Here is a 13,933-nt window from a genome sequence, read left to right on the forward strand (position 1 = left end):
CGTGGCAGGGCACCCCCGTGGCCCTGGCACGCCATCGGGCACGTGAGCCTGTTGAGCGGCCGGGATCAATGATGTGCGAGTGCGTCGAGGGTTGTCGTTCGCACAGCGTCCACGGCCGTGTGCACACCGTCCACGGCTGTTCGGTTCAGCGCCTGGTGCCGCAGCTCACTGGGTGCCATGCCATGTGCGGCACGGAAGGCCCGGGTGAAGTCGCCGGGGCGGGAGTAGCCCCAACGGGCGGCCACGGCGTGGACGGGGAGCGTGCGCAGATCGGGGTCGGCAAGGTCCCGGCGGGCGTTGGCCAGCCGCTGGTCGCGTATGTACGAGGCCACAGTCAGGCCCTCGTCCTGGAAGAGCCGATAGAGGTAGCTGCGCGAGATGTGGTGGGCCGCGGCAATGTTCGCGGGGGTCAGCTCCGGATCGCCCAGATGCCGCCGGATGAAGGACTTGATGCGCAGGGTCAGGGTGCGGGCGTGAGTCTCGGGCGGCAATTCCGGCTCCGCGTCGAGGGCATGAGCGAAAACGGCAGTGACGAGATCGGTGACGACCATGCCCAGCCGCTCCGCGTCGGCTGCCCGGTAGGGCGAGGTGTCCGAGGTCAGTTGTACGAGCATCCCCGCCAGCAACGCACCCATGCCCTCCCGGCCGGATATCCGGCGTCCGACGACCTGGTCCGCCCGGTCGGCCGGGAGATCCAGGGCGGCGCGCGGGATCTCGACCCCGACGATGGTGACCGGGTCGGGTCCGGTGGATATCTCGTAGGACCGGGACGAGTAGTTCACGTGGAAGTCGTCGATCCGGTACGCCACCTGCTGCCGGCCCCAGCTTGCCGCGCCGTCGCCGTGCCGCAGCAGGGACAGGTGGAACACCTCCGGGTCGGACCGGCGCACGAGCCTGGGCGTCCGGCGGAAGACCAGGTGGTCGAAGGTCGCGGGCCACAGCGTCACGTCGCCCAGCCCGATCACGCGCTGGTGTCCCCGGTAGTCCGCGGTGCGCTCGCTGCTCAGCTGCATCGGCGCGTGGGTGCGGCCCAGTTGCTCCGTCCAAGCCTCGAAGCGGTCGCTCGCCGGAAGATCCTGGGTGGTGAAAACGGTTTCGGGCAACACGGTGGTAGTCAATCACAGGGCTGATCACCGCCCGCGAGACGTGGAGACGCGGGTGTCGCGGAGCCGCGCAGCGGCAACGTCCTCTCCAGGGTGGGGAGTCTCGGGCGGGCCGGGAAGCTTCCGCCCCAGGCGGGTGAGTGGGGACAGGGCCATCAGTGCCGGTGACAGCAACATGCCTGCGGCTGTCACCAGGAGGCTGGTGCGCGTCCCCCATACTTCCGCGAGAAAGCCGCCGAGCAGTGAGCCGAGCGGGGTCAGCCCCATGCCGACAAAGTTGATCGTCGCGGCCGCTCGGCCTTGCATGCCGTCCGGAGTGACGGTCTGCCGGACGGCCATGACCGTGACATTCACCAGCTGACTGAAGGTCCCGAAGACGAAGTTGACCGCAAGGAGCGCGGGAACCGTCACTACGGAGGAGCCGTGCAGTGCGGGCACGAACAGGAACACGCCGTCGCCGAGAGCAGCCGCGGACACGAGCACAGCGCCATGTCCGAAGCGGCTCGGTAGGCGGGCGGCCAGCAGCGAGCCCAGGAGCGCGCCCGGCCCCGTCGCCGCGAGCGCCAGCCCGACGGCGGTGCCCGACAGATGCAGGTCCCGCGGCAGGAACAGCAGATAGACGGTCATCACGGCCGCGAAGAAGAACTGGAAGGCGGCTGATGCGAGGCACACAGCCCGCAGGGAGGTGTCGCCGGCGACAAAGCGGAGGCCCTCATGGATCCGCCGCCACACGCGAGGAGGACGTTCCGAGCGTTCCGGGATGGATTCGCGGCGACCGATCCGCCGGATCGACAGGAACGACAGCGCGAAGAACACCGCGCTGGAGGCGACAGCGATCGGCGCCGACAGCGCGGACACCAACGCACCGCCGAGGGCGGGACCACCGATCTGCGCCGCGGACCGACTGCCCTCGAGCGCGCTGTTGCCCCGCACCAACTGATCGCGTTGCACCAGCCGTACCAAACACGCCTGGTATGCCACGTCGAAGAACACGGACAGAGCCCCGACGACGAAGGCAACCGCAAGCAGCGTCGGCAGGCCGAGCGCACCGAGGAGGCCGGCCACGGCGGCGGCGCCCAGAGCCAGGGCCCGACCGGCGTCCGTCAGCACCATCAGCGTGCGCGTCCGCCATCTGTCCACCCACACGCCGGCGAAGAGCGACAGCAGCAGGATCGGCGCCTGCCCCACCGCACGCAGGACGCCCAACTGGCCGGCACCGGCGTTGAGCGTCACGACGGCGAACAGCGGCAGAACCACCAGACTTGTATGTTCGCCCAGTTGGGAGGCCGTCTGGCCCACCCAGAGCCTGCGGAAGTCCACGTCCCGCCACAGGCTTGACGGAACAGGTCGACCGGAATCGGATACGTCGGAGGAAGAAGGCGGCACAGGGACCCCTCGCATGACCGGAGACAAGTCCCGCCAACCGGCGCACGAGAGGTGCACCGGCCATGTCAGGCAGCGGGAAAGGAAGGCTCGCTGTGCCGCGCATCAAGGGCAGCACGCGATGACAGGCCGCTCACGGCCTCAGACGTCAACGCGTGCTCGGACGACCGACCATGTCTTCGCTCCTCGTGAGTTACTCACTGTGCGAAGACTAGCTCCCGCTCGTCGCTCCACCGGGTCGGCTGGGCTGTGCGACAACGGCGGTAGTACGAGAGGGTGATGACGCCCAACAGTGGTCCCCAGGCGACCGAGGGGAGGTAGAGGCACCCGACGATGGCTCTGCGAGCAGTGCGGTGACGTGGGCGGACCGCACCGCCCAGCGAGGCGGGGACGAAGCGGCGGAGCGGAACTGCGTGCTGGTCATGCGCCCATCCTCCCGACGTGCCGCTCCCGCAACGTCGTTCCCAGGACTGGACGTCCGAGCCGGCCTGGGAAGGAGATCCGTGCAACCGTCTCACCCTGCGGAGGGAGGCTTGTCAGCGCTGGGCCTGACCGAACCGTTCGAGTTCATCGGCGTCAGGCACGGACAGAAGAGAATCAGCGCCGCCTTCGAGCATCTGGGCAAATTCCGTCGAGCGCGGGAACATTGACTCCTCGTAGCGATGCACAGCTTCGTCGATGGTGGGGGAGTGGGCGAGTGCGAGCGCGAGTTCGCAGGCGTCGAGCATGGCGAGGTTGACGCCGACGCCGAGCGGTGGCATGAGGTGGGCGGCGTCTCCCAGCAGCGCGACGCTGGGCGAGTGCTCCCAAGTGTGCGGCACCGGCAGGGCGAAGAGCGGACGATCGACGTACGCGCCGTCGTTGTCGGTGATCATCCGGAGTATCCGCGGAGACCAGTCCGCGAACTCGCTCAGCAGTCGCGCGCGGATGCCCTCGGTGTCCTCGGGGTGAAGCCCGCTCGTCATGGTCCAGCCCGCAGGGACGCGCCGCATGATGTAGACACGCATGTGGCCGCCGCTGTTGCGCTGTGCGAAAAGGCCGCGTGCGCCGTCGGCGATGTGGGCGTTGCCCTTTCCGACCAGTTCGGAAAGTTCGGGGTGCGTGGTCTCCATGTCGTCGAACCATGCTTCGAGGAAGCTGACCCCGGTGTAGCGCGGTGTCGCAGGCGACACGGCAGCGCGGACGCGGGAGTTGGCGCCGTCCGCACCGATCACGAGATCCGTCTCAAGGTATGTCCCGTCGGTGAACGTCAGCGTTCGCGGCCCGTCGGCCGGTCCGCTCACTGATGCGAGAGTGCGTCCCCACTGAACCGTCCCCGCAGCGAGTGACCGCAGCAGGAGGTCGCGAAGCTGTCCACGGTCGATCTCGGGGCCGGCGGTTTCGCCCTCGTCCGGCAGGTGGTGGGCAAGGAGACGTCCTGCCGGGTCCATGCGGCGCATTTCTTGGCTTTCGAGCCTGGCGAGCGCGAAGAACTCGTCCAGGAGGCCCGCTTCACGGAGTGCCAGCTGGCCGTCGTCCTCGTGCAGGTCGAGTGAGCCTCCCTGGTTGCGGGAGTGCGCGTCGGGATCGCGGTCGTACACCGTCACCGCAATGCCGTGCCGCTGCAGGATGCGTGCGCACGTGAGGCCTCCCGGGCCGGCGCCGATGATGCTGATCCGTGCGCTTGCGGGGGTCGGAGAGTTCACGGTGGATTCCATTCGTCGGTGGGGCTCCACCAAAGCAGAAGCGAGTCCATAAGTGCAACCGTTACAGTTTCTGCTTCGTTCCAGTGGTGAGGTACAGTGACGCCATGTCCGACTCCCCGACCGTTGGCCGTCGCGAGCGCAAGAAGGCCGCGACGAGGCAAGCCATTGCCGATGCCGCACTGGAGCTCTTCCTGGAGCACGGGTTCGAACGCGTGGGCGTCCGCGACATCGCCGATAGGGCCGATGTATCGACTACGACCCTCTTCGCGCACTTCCCGAGCAAGGAAGCGCTGGTCTTCGACCGCGAGGAGGACGTCGATGCGCAGTTGGCCGCCGCCGTCCGCGAACGGCGCGCGGGCCAAGACGTGGTCGAGGCACTCCGCGCGCACGTGCTGAAGTCCTGGGTGCCCATCGCCTCGGATCCGCGTCTGGCCAGGCTGACCGCACTGGTGGATCAGACGCCCGCGCTCCGTGAGTACGCGGAGCGTATGTGGATGCGGCACGCGGGCACGCTCAGCGCCGCCATCGCGGAGGAGCTCGGGCGAGAAGCCGACGATCTCGCATGCTCGGCACTCGCGCGGTTCGTCCTGGAAATCCCGACCTTGGCCAAGGGCCGACACGATCCGCGCGCGGCCGTGGAGACGGTGTTCGACCTACTGATCCACGGTTGGCAGTCACAGCATGATGCCGGGGCTGCAATCACAGGCTCCTAGGTTGTTCCATGAGGTCCTGATCTCACATTTCAGCGGCTCCAGGTCCTCGTCCGCGCTTCGTGTCACATTCCCGGCGGCTGCCTCGTCCTACTGCTGAGACACCGTCCAGCACAGAGCAGAGGAGAGGCCGCATGTCGGCAGCCGGGGCACCACTCAACACAGCGACGCTCCACCGCTTCCACTCCGCCATGAACAGCGGCGACCCGGAAACGGTCGCGAAGGCCATCGACGAGTTCGTCGCGCCGGACGTGCTCTTCCACGCGCCGGTACCGATGGGCGCGACGGGAGCGGAGGCCCTGAAGCGGGTGTGGGAGGTACTCCTGCGTGCGTTCCCCGACATCCACGTCGCCGTCGAGGAGACGATCACGGAGGGCGACAAGGTCGTCTCCAGGAACACGGTGACCGGGACCCACCGCGGTGAGTACCAGGGCCTGCCGCCCACCGGAAAGACCGTCACCTACAACGAGATCTTCATCTTCCGCTTCACCGACGGGCGGATCACCGAGATCCGGGGCATCGTCGACGTCCTCGCGCAGCTCCGCCAGCTCGGCGCCCTCCCGTCCTGACGAGGCCCACGGGCCGCCGATGCCCTCCGGCCTCTGCCCGGGCCGACAGCGACCACCGGAGGTCGGAGACGTCCCTGTTCCGTAAGGGCTCACATGCTCCGAAACGGCCTCGTGGCGAGTGGGATGGAGGGCATGAAACTGCATGTCTCTCCACCGGTGTTCAAGGGCAGGCTGCACGATGCCCGCACGGCGACCTCGATCGGTCGCTGGCTGGGTGCGGCGTTCGCCGTGTGCTTCGTCACCGGTCTGATCAGCCACTTCATGCAACATCCGCCGAGCTGGCCGGCCATCGACGTCCCGAGCCGTCCCGCATGGGGCTATCGGGTCACCCAGGGGCTGCATGTCGCCTCCGGTATCGCGGCGATTCCGCTGCTGCTGGCCAAGTTGTGGACCGTGTATCCGCGCTTGTTCGAATGGCCGCCGCTGCGGTCGGTCCGGCACGCGCTCGAGCGGCTGTCGGTCGCGGTGCTGGTCGCCGGGGCCGTCTTCGAACTGGCCACCGGGCTGCTGAACACGGCCCAGTGGTACCCGTGGCCGTTCTCGTTCGTGCCGGTGCACTACGCGGTGGCGTGGCTGGTGGTCGGGGCGCTGGTCCTGCACATCGCGGTCAAGGCACCCGAGATCCGGGCGCACTGGAGCCGACGGTCGCCCGGGACTCTCGCCCTGCCCGCGCAGGACGGTCCCGACCGGCGGTCGCTGCTGGCCGCGGTGGGCGCGGCCGTCGGGGCCGTCACGCTGACCACGGTGGGCCAGTCCTTCACTCCACTGAAGGACTTCATCCTGCTCGCGCCCCGCCATCCGGACCACGGCCCGCAGGCCCTGCCCGTCAACCGGACCGCTGCGGCGGCCGGAGTCGGCCGGATCGCCGACGAGGAGTACCGCCTGGTGGTGGCCGGGCCGCGGCCGTACACCCTGACGCTCGACGAACTGCGTGCTCTGCCCCAGCACGTGGTGGAGTTGCCGATGGCCTGCGTGGAGGGCTGGAGCAAGTCGGCGCACTGGACGGGCGTGCGGATCGTGGACCTGCTGGAGCGGGCGGGCGCGCCGCCGCATGCGCGGGTGAGGGTGGTGTCGTTGCAACTGCGCGGCGGCTACCGGGTGTCGGAGATGGGGCACGAGCACGCCCGCGACCCGCTGACCCTGCTCGCCCTGCGCCTGAACGGAGAAGAACTCGACCCCGACCACGGCTACCCGGCGCGGCTCATCGCCCCCAACCGTCCGGGCGTGCTGCAGACCAAGTGGGTGGGCCGGCTGGAGGTGCCGGCATGAAGGTGACGCGTTACCTCGCGGGTGCGCTCGGCGTGGCGTTCATGGGCATCGGCGCGTCCCTGCTGCTCGACGTCCGTGACTTGACGGACGTACTGGTCTGGCTGGGCGGAGCGATCCTTCTGCACGACGCATTGATCGCGCCGTTGGTGCTGCTGGCCGGGCTTGTGCTGGTCCGTGGCGGCGCTCGCGGGCCGGTCCGCGGGGCGCTGCTGGCCGCGGGCGCGTTGACGGTGGTGGCGCTGCCCGTGCTGCTGCGCCCGGGGCCGCGGGCCAACGCCTCGGTGCTCCCCTTGGACTATCCGCGCAACTGGCTCATCGCGCTGGTGGTTGTGGCCGCAGTGACGACCCTCTTGGTCGCCGTGCGGGTGTTCGCCCAGGCCCGGTCCCGGTGGCGACGTCAGCGATCCGTAAGGAATGGCGACGTCAGCGATCGGTAAGAACACCAAACCCCTTATGTCTGCTTTGCGTTCGTAGGGTGAGTGGGGTGATCGAGACATCCTCCTTTAGTGTGGTCGTCGTACTGCCCCGCCTCGACGAGGCCGAGGCGCTGCCGCTGCTCCGGGACGTCGACACCGGAGCCGACGCCGCCCCAGTGGCCGGCCTCTGCCGACCCGGCTCGCGTTACGCCGCGACCCTGACCGCACTCGCCCAGGTCGTGATTCCGTTGCCGGCACGCCTCGTTGCGCCGGCACAGCCCGCCGCTCGGCTCGCGCCCGCGGAGCCCGGTGAGCCCTGGACGGACGACCCTTACGCCCATGCCCTGCGCACCGGCCGCGGTCCGCTGTACCTGCGCCGCATGACGCCCCGCACGCCCGGGGCGGCAGAACTGCTCCCGCTGGACGTGGAGCGGTGGTGCGCCGCCCCCGACACTGCAGACACCGGCGTGCTGCGCCGCTGCACCGGCCCCGTCCTGGACGTCGGCTGCGGACCGGGACGCCTGGTGGCCGCCCTGGCGGCGCGCGGCGTACCGGCACTGGGCGTGGACATCAGCCCGGCCGCCATCGCCAGGACCCGGCGTCACGGCGGAGTTGCCCTGCGGCGATCCGTCTTCGACCGCCTGCCGAGAGAGGGCCGCTGGGGCACCGTCCTGCTGATGGACGGCAACGTGGGGATCGGCGGCGACCCGGTCGCCCTGCTCGTCCGCATGCGGGGCCTGGTCCGCCCCGGTGGCCGTCTGCTGGTCGAGGCGTCCGGCGATGACGTCGACGAGCGCCTCACTGTCCGCGTCGAGGACGCTCACGGGCGCCACGGGCGGCCGTTCGCCTGGGCCCGCGTCGGCACGACAGCCCTGCTGGATGCCGCCGACGCTTCCGGCTGGACTCTCACCGGCCGGTGGACGGTCGCCGGCCGCCCCTTCGTCGAACTCCACCGCCCGAATCCCGGGTACGACGAGTCCTCCACGGCCCACGACGACCACCTCACGGCCACCCATGCCGGGTCCACACGGCCATGACCGACACCGCCACCTCACACCGACAAGGCTCCGGGGCCTTCGCGCCGCCGCCTCCTGCAACCGCTGTGGACGGATTCACACGGTGACCCCACGTCACCCCTGCCAGATGTCCGCCACCGAGGGGGTCAGGGCACTGGCCTGGGTATGGCCCGCGCGGGCGGCGGCCGGCCGACGCCTGTCATCCGTCATGTTGCGGCCCATGACACGGCGCGCTGTGTGGTCCGGGGTCAGCAGGATGACATGCGCCCCGTCGTCGGACAGTTCCGCGGCCTGCTGCGAGGCGCTCGGATGCGGCCCGACCGCCTGGGGGATCGGCACGACCGCCAACACCCGGCGGTACCCGCGTGCCAGCTGGAGGTTGGCGGTCGAACGACTGCCGCCATCCATCCAGCGTCGGCCGGCTACGGCAACGGGTGGCCATACGACGGGCACGGCGCAGCTCGCCGCGACCGCTTCGAGGAGTGTCACTCCGGAGTGCGAGTCGAAGACCTCAAGTTGTCCGGTCTGCACGTCGATTGCAGTGATCCGCAGCTTGCGCTCGGGCCAGTCGCGTACGTCGCCCAGGAGCGCGCCGACCGTATCGAAGACCTCCGACTCCGGGCCGGTCCGGGCGCGCAGCGCTGCGCGGGCGAGGCGTTCGATCGACCGCTGGGGATCGCGGGAGCCGAGCGCCGCCCAGAGGAAGCGCGCCGTCTGGCGCGCTGTCACCGGCAGTTGGACCGCGTCCGCTCCGGACAGTTGGCGCTCGTACAGATCCGCAGCCGGGACGCCGGCCAGGAGTCGAGATCCGAAGACGGCACCGGCGGAGGTACCGATCACGACGTCGGCGCTGCGGAGATCGATCCCAGCCTCGGTGAGCCCTGCGAGCACTCCGGTCAGCCAGGCCCCGCCCACCGGTCCGCCGCCGCCGAGCACGAGTGCGGTGTCGGACACGTTTCCCCCTTCCCCGTGAACGGCATTCCCGTGAACGGCCGCGAGCGTCCCGTCCATGGGAGGCAAAACGGGGAGTGGTCCCCGGTTGCTCGGTTGACGATAGCATCCGTACCGGGGAGCACTCCCCGGTACGCGGGGTGAGACGAGGGAGACATGATGGGTGACCGTCCGCCGGCAGGACGCCGTGATGCGCTGCGCAACCGGAAGCTGCTGACGGACAAGGCCCGCGAGGTCTTCGCCGAACAGGGCCTGGATGCCCCGCTCGATGAAATCGCCCGGCGGGCGGGTGTGGGCAACGCGACCCTCTATCGCCACTTCCCGACCCGTGCCGCGCTCGTCGATGAGGTCTTCCGGGATGCGCTCACCGAGACCACAGCGGCGGGGGAGCGAGCACGAACCGCCGAAGACGCATGGACGGGACTGACGGAGTACCTACGAACCGTGTTCGCGGGCTTGGCGGCAGACCGCGGCACCAACGACCTCATGACCACGAACCTGGAAGGCGTCACTTCCCTGGAGGCGATCCACGCCCACAACCGCACAACCCTCGACGGGCTGCTCCGCAGCGGTCAGGAACAGGGCACCATCCGACGGGACCTCACCACCGAGGACCTGCTCTTCGCCCTTGCGGCACTGGGCCGGGCCGTTCCCGCGCTCACCACGGTCGCACCGGACGCCTGGGTCCGCCCGCTCACCCTGCTCCTCGACGGCCTTCGCGCCCGCCCGGCCACGCCCCCTCTGCCCGGACCGGCCCTCACCTCCGCCCATCTCGGCACGGTGCTGCTCAATCTGGGCCCGCACAGGCGGCGTTGAGAGGCTTTTTGGCCAAACTGAGCACCCTCGGGTTGCCCTCCTCCCCTCGGCTACGTACCTTGTCCGGCCTTGCGTCGCGTCCACGGGGGAAGCGGCCGAGAACGGGAGGGGGCGCTGCCGGTGGCGGGGCGTCCGGAAAGTCCGCTCGATCCGAGCCACGGGCCGGTGGCCCGGTTTGCTGCCGAGTTACGCAAGTTGCGGGCGGAAGCCGGCAGCCCCACCTACCGGACGATGGCGAAGGGCGCGGGGCAAGGCGCGAGCACCTTGTCGCAGGCGGCTGCGGGGGAGCGGCTGCCGACACTGCCGGTGATGCTGGCCTACGTCCGTGCCTGCGGCGGGGATCCGGGGGAGTGGGAGGCGCGGTGGCGTGAGGCGGCCGAGGAAGCGGCGGCCGAGCCGCGCACCGAGGACGAGGATGCCGAGCCGCCCTACCGGGGCTTGGCCCGCTTCGAACCCGCCGACGCCGAGTTGTTCTTCGGCCGGGACGAGCCCACCGGCCGGCTGCTCGAACTCGCGTCGTCCCGCCGATTCACCGCGGTGTTCGGCCCGTCGGGCAGCGGTAAGTCCTCGCTCCTGCGCGCCGGCCTCATCCCCCGCCTCCGCACTCCGGGCCCGACCGGTCCGCAGCCCGCCGCGCTGCGCGTCCTCACCCCCGGCGAACACCCGCTGCGCACCCATGCCGCGCGCCTGACACCCAAGGACAGTGACGGTGACACGTGGCTGATCGTCGATCAGTTTGAAGAGATTTATACCCTTTGCTCAGATCCTGCGGAGCGTGATCAGTTCATCGACCGGCTGCTGACGGCCACCGATCCCGCGGCTCGGCTGCGTGTCGTCATCGCCGTGCGCGCCGACTTCCTCGGCCGCTGCGCCGAACACCCCGGGCTGACCGCCGCCCTGCAGGACGGCAGCCTGCTGGTCGGGCCCATGAGCCGCGATGAGCTGCGTGCGGCAGTGGTCAGACCCGCCCAGGTCGGCGGGCTGATCGTGGAGCGTTCCCTGACCGCCCGAATCCTCGACGAGGTCGAGGGCGAACCCGGCGCCCTGCCGCTGATGTCGCACGCTCTGCTGGAGACCTGGCACCGCCGCAAGGGCCGGGCACTGACCGAGGAGGCGTACGACGCGGCCGGTGGCCTGCACGGTGCGGTCGCCCGCACCGCCGAGAGCGTCTTCTCCCGACTGACGCCCGGCCAGGCCGGGTTGGCCCGCCGCATCCTCCTACGGCTCGTCACCCCGGGCGACGGCACACAGGACACGCGCCGCCCCGTCACCCGCGCCGAGCTCGGCGCGAACGGCCCCGGCGACGTGGCGACCGTCCTGGAGCGGCTGGCCCGCGCCCGGCTGATCACCCTGGACCACGACACCGTCGACCTGGCGCACGAGGCACTCATCACCGCCTGGCCCCGGCTGCGCGGCTGGATCGACAGCGACCGCGAACGGCTGCGCGCGCACCGTCGGCTCACCGAGGCGACGCAGGCCTGGGACGCGCTGGACCGTGACCCCGGCGCGCTCTACCGCGGCACCCGCCTGGCCGCCGCCGAGGAGACGTTCACCGTTCGGGACGACCTGACCGGGCTGGAGGGCGCGTTCCTGACCGCGAGCCTGGAGGCCCGGGCAGGCGAACAGCGGGCGGCTGCGCGCACCACGCGCCGCTTGCGTTCTCTGGTCGCCGGTCTGACGGCCCTGGTCCTCGTGGCCGCAACTGCCGCGACCGTCGCCTTCCAGCAGCGTGCCACAGCCCGCGCCCAGCGCACGGTTGCCATGTCCCGGCAGATCGCCGCGGAGGCGGACCAGCTCCGCGGCATCCATCTGCCGGCACAGGTGCAGAACGCCTCGCTGGCGGCCCAGCTCGACATTGCGTCGTACCGGATGCGCCGGTCGGAACGCACGTACACGAGTCTGCTCAGCGCCGCCAATTCGGCGCTGTTCTCCGAGACTCCCGACCAGAGCCGCAGCTCGGACGATGCGAACAACATCGGCAACGGCCGGGTGGCCGCCGACGCGTCACGCCGGCTGCTGGCTCTCGCCGGGCCCGACCGCGTCATCCGGCTGTGGGACATCCGTGACGTCACCCACCCCCGGCGCGTGGGCCGTGCCCTGCGCGGATCGGTGGTGGCACTCAGCGCGGACGGAAGCCTGCTGGCCGCCGAAGACGACACCGACGGGAGGATTCGGCTGTGGGACACCTCCGACCCGAGCCACCCGGCCGACCTCACCACTTTCGGCCTGCCCGGCGACATGATCGGCAACACCATTGCGCTGAGCCCCGACGGACGCCTGCTCGCGGCGGGCGGACAGAGGGTCTACCTGTGGGACATGCGTGACCGCAGGCACCCGGCACGACTGGGCCACTCCCTGCCCGGTGACCTCCCCGCCTTCAGCCCGCACGGACACCTCCTGGCCGCGGCGAGCAGTCAGAGCGGTATCACACGGTTGTTGAACACAGCCGATCCGACGCACCTGCGGACACTGGGCGTCCTGCACCTCGGTTCCGGCGGAACACAAGACGTGGTCTTCGGCCCGGACGGGCGGACCCTGGCCGCGGACGACGGCGATACGCAGGTCCGGCTCTGGGACATCGCGGACCCCCAACGCCCGGAACGTCTCTCCCCGCCGCTCGAGAATGCGGACGGATCCGAAATCGCCGCGGTGGCCTTCAGCCCCGACGGCCGCATGCTCGCCGTGGCCGGGGACAATGGAGTCCAACTGTGGAACACCGCGAACGACGACGAACCGACGCAACTGGGCGAACCGTTGGGACAGACGTCCTATGGCGGTATTGCCCTCGTCTTCGGCCGCGAGAGCCGCAGCCTGGTCACCGACGACCGGGTCATCCGGGTATGGAGCCTGCCGCCCGTGCTGACGGACTGCTCCGATGTTTCGGTGAGCGGGATGAGCCCCGACGGCCGGAGCCTGGTCACCACCTGCGGTCCGGAGCAGGTGAGGTTGTGGGACACGGCGGACACCGGAAACCCCAAGCGCCTGGGCGCCCTTCCCGGCACCGCCGCCGTATTCGCGCCCCGTGGTCGCCTTCTCGCGGTGGCGGAGCCGGACGGTGGTACGCGACTGTGGGACGTCAGCGATCCTGCGCGTCCCCGCCGGCTGGGCCGTACGTCGGTCAGGCGCGAGCACATGATCGCCGCCCTGTCCTTCAGCGCCGACGGCCGCACGATGGCCGAGTACGAGCAGCCCCAGGTCGTGGCGGAGCCCATCGTCGACGCCGGAAGCAAAGCGTCCAGTGGAAGTGCCGCACGGGGCTGGGGTGATGGACAGGCCCACGACGGCGGCGGCCGGGTCCGGTTGTGGGACGTGGGCAGTCCCGGCCGTCCTCGCCTCCTCGGAACCGCTGAATCGCCCGAGGAAGACGTCTTCGACACACCCCCGTCCCTCGCGCTGAGCCCCGACGGACACACACTTGCCCTCGCGGGGTCCACGCGGAGTGTCAGGCTCTGGGACGCTCACGACCCCTCCCGTCCGGTCCGTGCAGCGCGGACCCTCACCGGCGAGTCGGTCGCCTTCGCCCCGCACGGACACACGCTTGCGGTGGCCTCCAGGGACGGAACCCTGCGCCTGTGGACCGTTTCGGATGCGGCGCGTCCAAGGCCGCTCAGCTCGTCGATCGACGCCTCCGGCTCCGTCTCCGCGCTCGCCTTCGGCCCCGACGCACGCACACTCGCCACCGGCACCACGGACGGCCTGATCAGGCTGTGGGACGTCACCGACCTTGCGCACCCCTCCGCCACGGGTGATGCGCTGGTCGGCCACTCCGGCGCCGTGCGGTCAGCGGTCCTCGGCCCCGCAAGCCGCACTTTGGCAACGGGCGCCGACGACGGCACGGCACGCCTGTGGGACCTGGATGTCGACGAGGCCGTGCGCCACATCTGTGCCACGACCGGCAACGCCCTTGACCGGCAGCGGTGGAGGAACCACCTGGGGAACCTCTCGTATCAGCCGCCGTGCCCATGACCAATCGGCGCGTGGTGAAATGACGGGCACCGAGCGTAGGCGCTCGGTC

11 protein-coding genes are annotated in these 13,933 nt (G+C 70.4%); 7 read left to right on the forward strand and 4 right to left on the reverse strand.

Features of this window, described 5'->3' with window-relative positions:
• Window positions 1–65 precede the first annotated feature (65 nt).
• The 3 genes from ACFY1J_RS30220 to ACFY1J_RS30230 all read right to left on the reverse strand — a co-directional run bounded on the left by ACFY1J_RS30220 (window position 66) and on the right by ACFY1J_RS30230 (window position 4,171).
• Complete coding sequence (locus ACFY1J_RS30220) at window positions 66–1,106, reverse strand: helix-turn-helix domain-containing protein (protein ID WP_390732315.1); 1,041 nt, start codon at window positions 1,104–1,106, stop codon at window positions 66–68.
• Window positions 1,107–1,130: 24 nt separating this feature from the next.
• Window positions 1,131–2,504: an MFS transporter gene (locus ACFY1J_RS30225; RefSeq protein ID WP_390732316.1), complete on the reverse strand. Its 1,374-nt coding sequence runs from the start codon at window positions 2,502–2,504 to the stop codon at window positions 1,131–1,133.
• A 518-nt stretch (window positions 2,505–3,022) separates the two neighbouring features.
• A complete protein-coding gene (locus tag ACFY1J_RS30230; protein WP_390711246.1) occupies window positions 3,023–4,171 on the reverse strand; it encodes an FAD-dependent oxidoreductase in 1,149 nt (382 codons plus the stop codon).
• Window positions 4,172–4,275: 104 nt separating this feature from the next.
• Here ACFY1J_RS30230 and ACFY1J_RS30235 point away from each other — a divergent pair, with 104 nt between their 5' ends.
• The 5 genes from ACFY1J_RS30235 (at window position 4,276) to ACFY1J_RS30255 (ending at window position 8,172) form a co-directional block, all read left to right on the forward strand.
• Window positions 4,276–4,884, forward strand: coding sequence for a TetR/AcrR family transcriptional regulator (locus ACFY1J_RS30235; protein ID WP_390711108.1), 609 nt, complete (start codon window positions 4,276–4,278; stop codon window positions 4,882–4,884).
• Between the two features lie 131 nt (window positions 4,885–5,015).
• A complete protein-coding gene (locus ACFY1J_RS30240) occupies window positions 5,016–5,450 on the forward strand; it encodes an ester cyclase (protein WP_390711107.1) in 435 nt (144 codons plus the stop codon).
• 123 nt (window positions 5,451–5,573) lie between these two features.
• Window positions 5,574–6,719, forward strand: coding sequence for a molybdopterin-dependent oxidoreductase (locus tag ACFY1J_RS30245; protein WP_390732351.1), 1,146 nt, complete (start codon window positions 5,574–5,576; stop codon window positions 6,717–6,719).
• Window positions 6,716–7,156 carry a hypothetical protein gene (locus tag ACFY1J_RS30250; protein ID WP_390711106.1) on the forward strand — a complete coding sequence of 147 codons (441 nt, stop codon included), beginning with the start codon at window positions 6,716–6,718 and terminating at the stop codon, window positions 7,154–7,156. The genes ACFY1J_RS30245 and ACFY1J_RS30250 overlap by 4 nt, the downstream gene beginning before the upstream one ends.
• A 47-nt stretch (window positions 7,157–7,203) precedes the next feature.
• Window positions 7,204–8,172, forward strand: coding sequence for a class I SAM-dependent DNA methyltransferase (locus ACFY1J_RS30255; protein WP_390711105.1), 969 nt, complete (start codon window positions 7,204–7,206; stop codon window positions 8,170–8,172).
• A gap of 93 nt (window positions 8,173–8,265) precedes the next feature.
• On the opposite strand, the gene ACFY1J_RS30260 is transcribed toward ACFY1J_RS30255, so the two are convergent.
• Window positions 8,266–9,105 (reverse strand): patatin-like phospholipase family protein, encoded by an 840-nt coding sequence (locus tag ACFY1J_RS30260; RefSeq protein ID WP_390732317.1) that lies wholly within the window; start codon window positions 9,103–9,105, stop codon window positions 8,266–8,268.
• Between the two features lie 156 nt (window positions 9,106–9,261).
• Between ACFY1J_RS30260 and ACFY1J_RS30265 the strand changes: the two genes are divergently transcribed.
• Both ACFY1J_RS30265 and ACFY1J_RS30270 read left to right on the forward strand, forming a co-directional pair.
• A complete protein-coding gene (locus tag ACFY1J_RS30265) occupies window positions 9,262–9,918 on the forward strand; it encodes a TetR/AcrR family transcriptional regulator (protein ID WP_390711103.1) in 657 nt (218 codons plus the stop codon).
• Window positions 9,919–10,182: 264 nt separating this feature from the next.
• A complete protein-coding gene (locus ACFY1J_RS30270; protein ID WP_390732318.1) occupies window positions 10,183–13,884 on the forward strand; it encodes a hypothetical protein in 3,702 nt (1,233 codons plus the stop codon).
• Window positions 13,885–13,933: the final 49 nt, after the last annotated feature.

This window comes from Streptomyces sp. NPDC001406, assembly GCF_042895285.1.
Lineage (GTDB): Bacteria > Actinomycetota > Actinomycetes > Streptomycetales > Streptomycetaceae > Streptomyces.

Coding starts and splice junctions, on each gene's coding strand:
- ACFY1J_RS30240 (WP_390711107.1), top strand. CDS start 5,016: ATGTCGGCAGCCGGGGCACCACTCAACACAGCGACGCTCCACCGCTTC.
- ACFY1J_RS30265 (WP_390711103.1), top strand. CDS start 9,262: ATGGGTGACCGTCCGCCGGCAGGACGCCGTGATGCGCTGCGCAACCGG.
- ACFY1J_RS30245 (WP_390732351.1), top strand. CDS start 5,574: ATGGAGGGCATGAAACTGCATGTCTCTCCACCGGTGTTCAAGGGCAGG.
- ACFY1J_RS30250 (WP_390711106.1), top strand. CDS start 6,716: ATGAAGGTGACGCGTTACCTCGCGGGTGCGCTCGGCGTGGCGTTCATG.
- ACFY1J_RS30225 (WP_390732316.1), bottom strand. CDS start 2,504: ATGCGAGGGGTCCCTGTGCCGCCTTCTTCCTCCGACGTATCCGATTCC.
- ACFY1J_RS30235 (WP_390711108.1), top strand. CDS start 4,276: ATGTCCGACTCCCCGACCGTTGGCCGTCGCGAGCGCAAGAAGGCCGCG.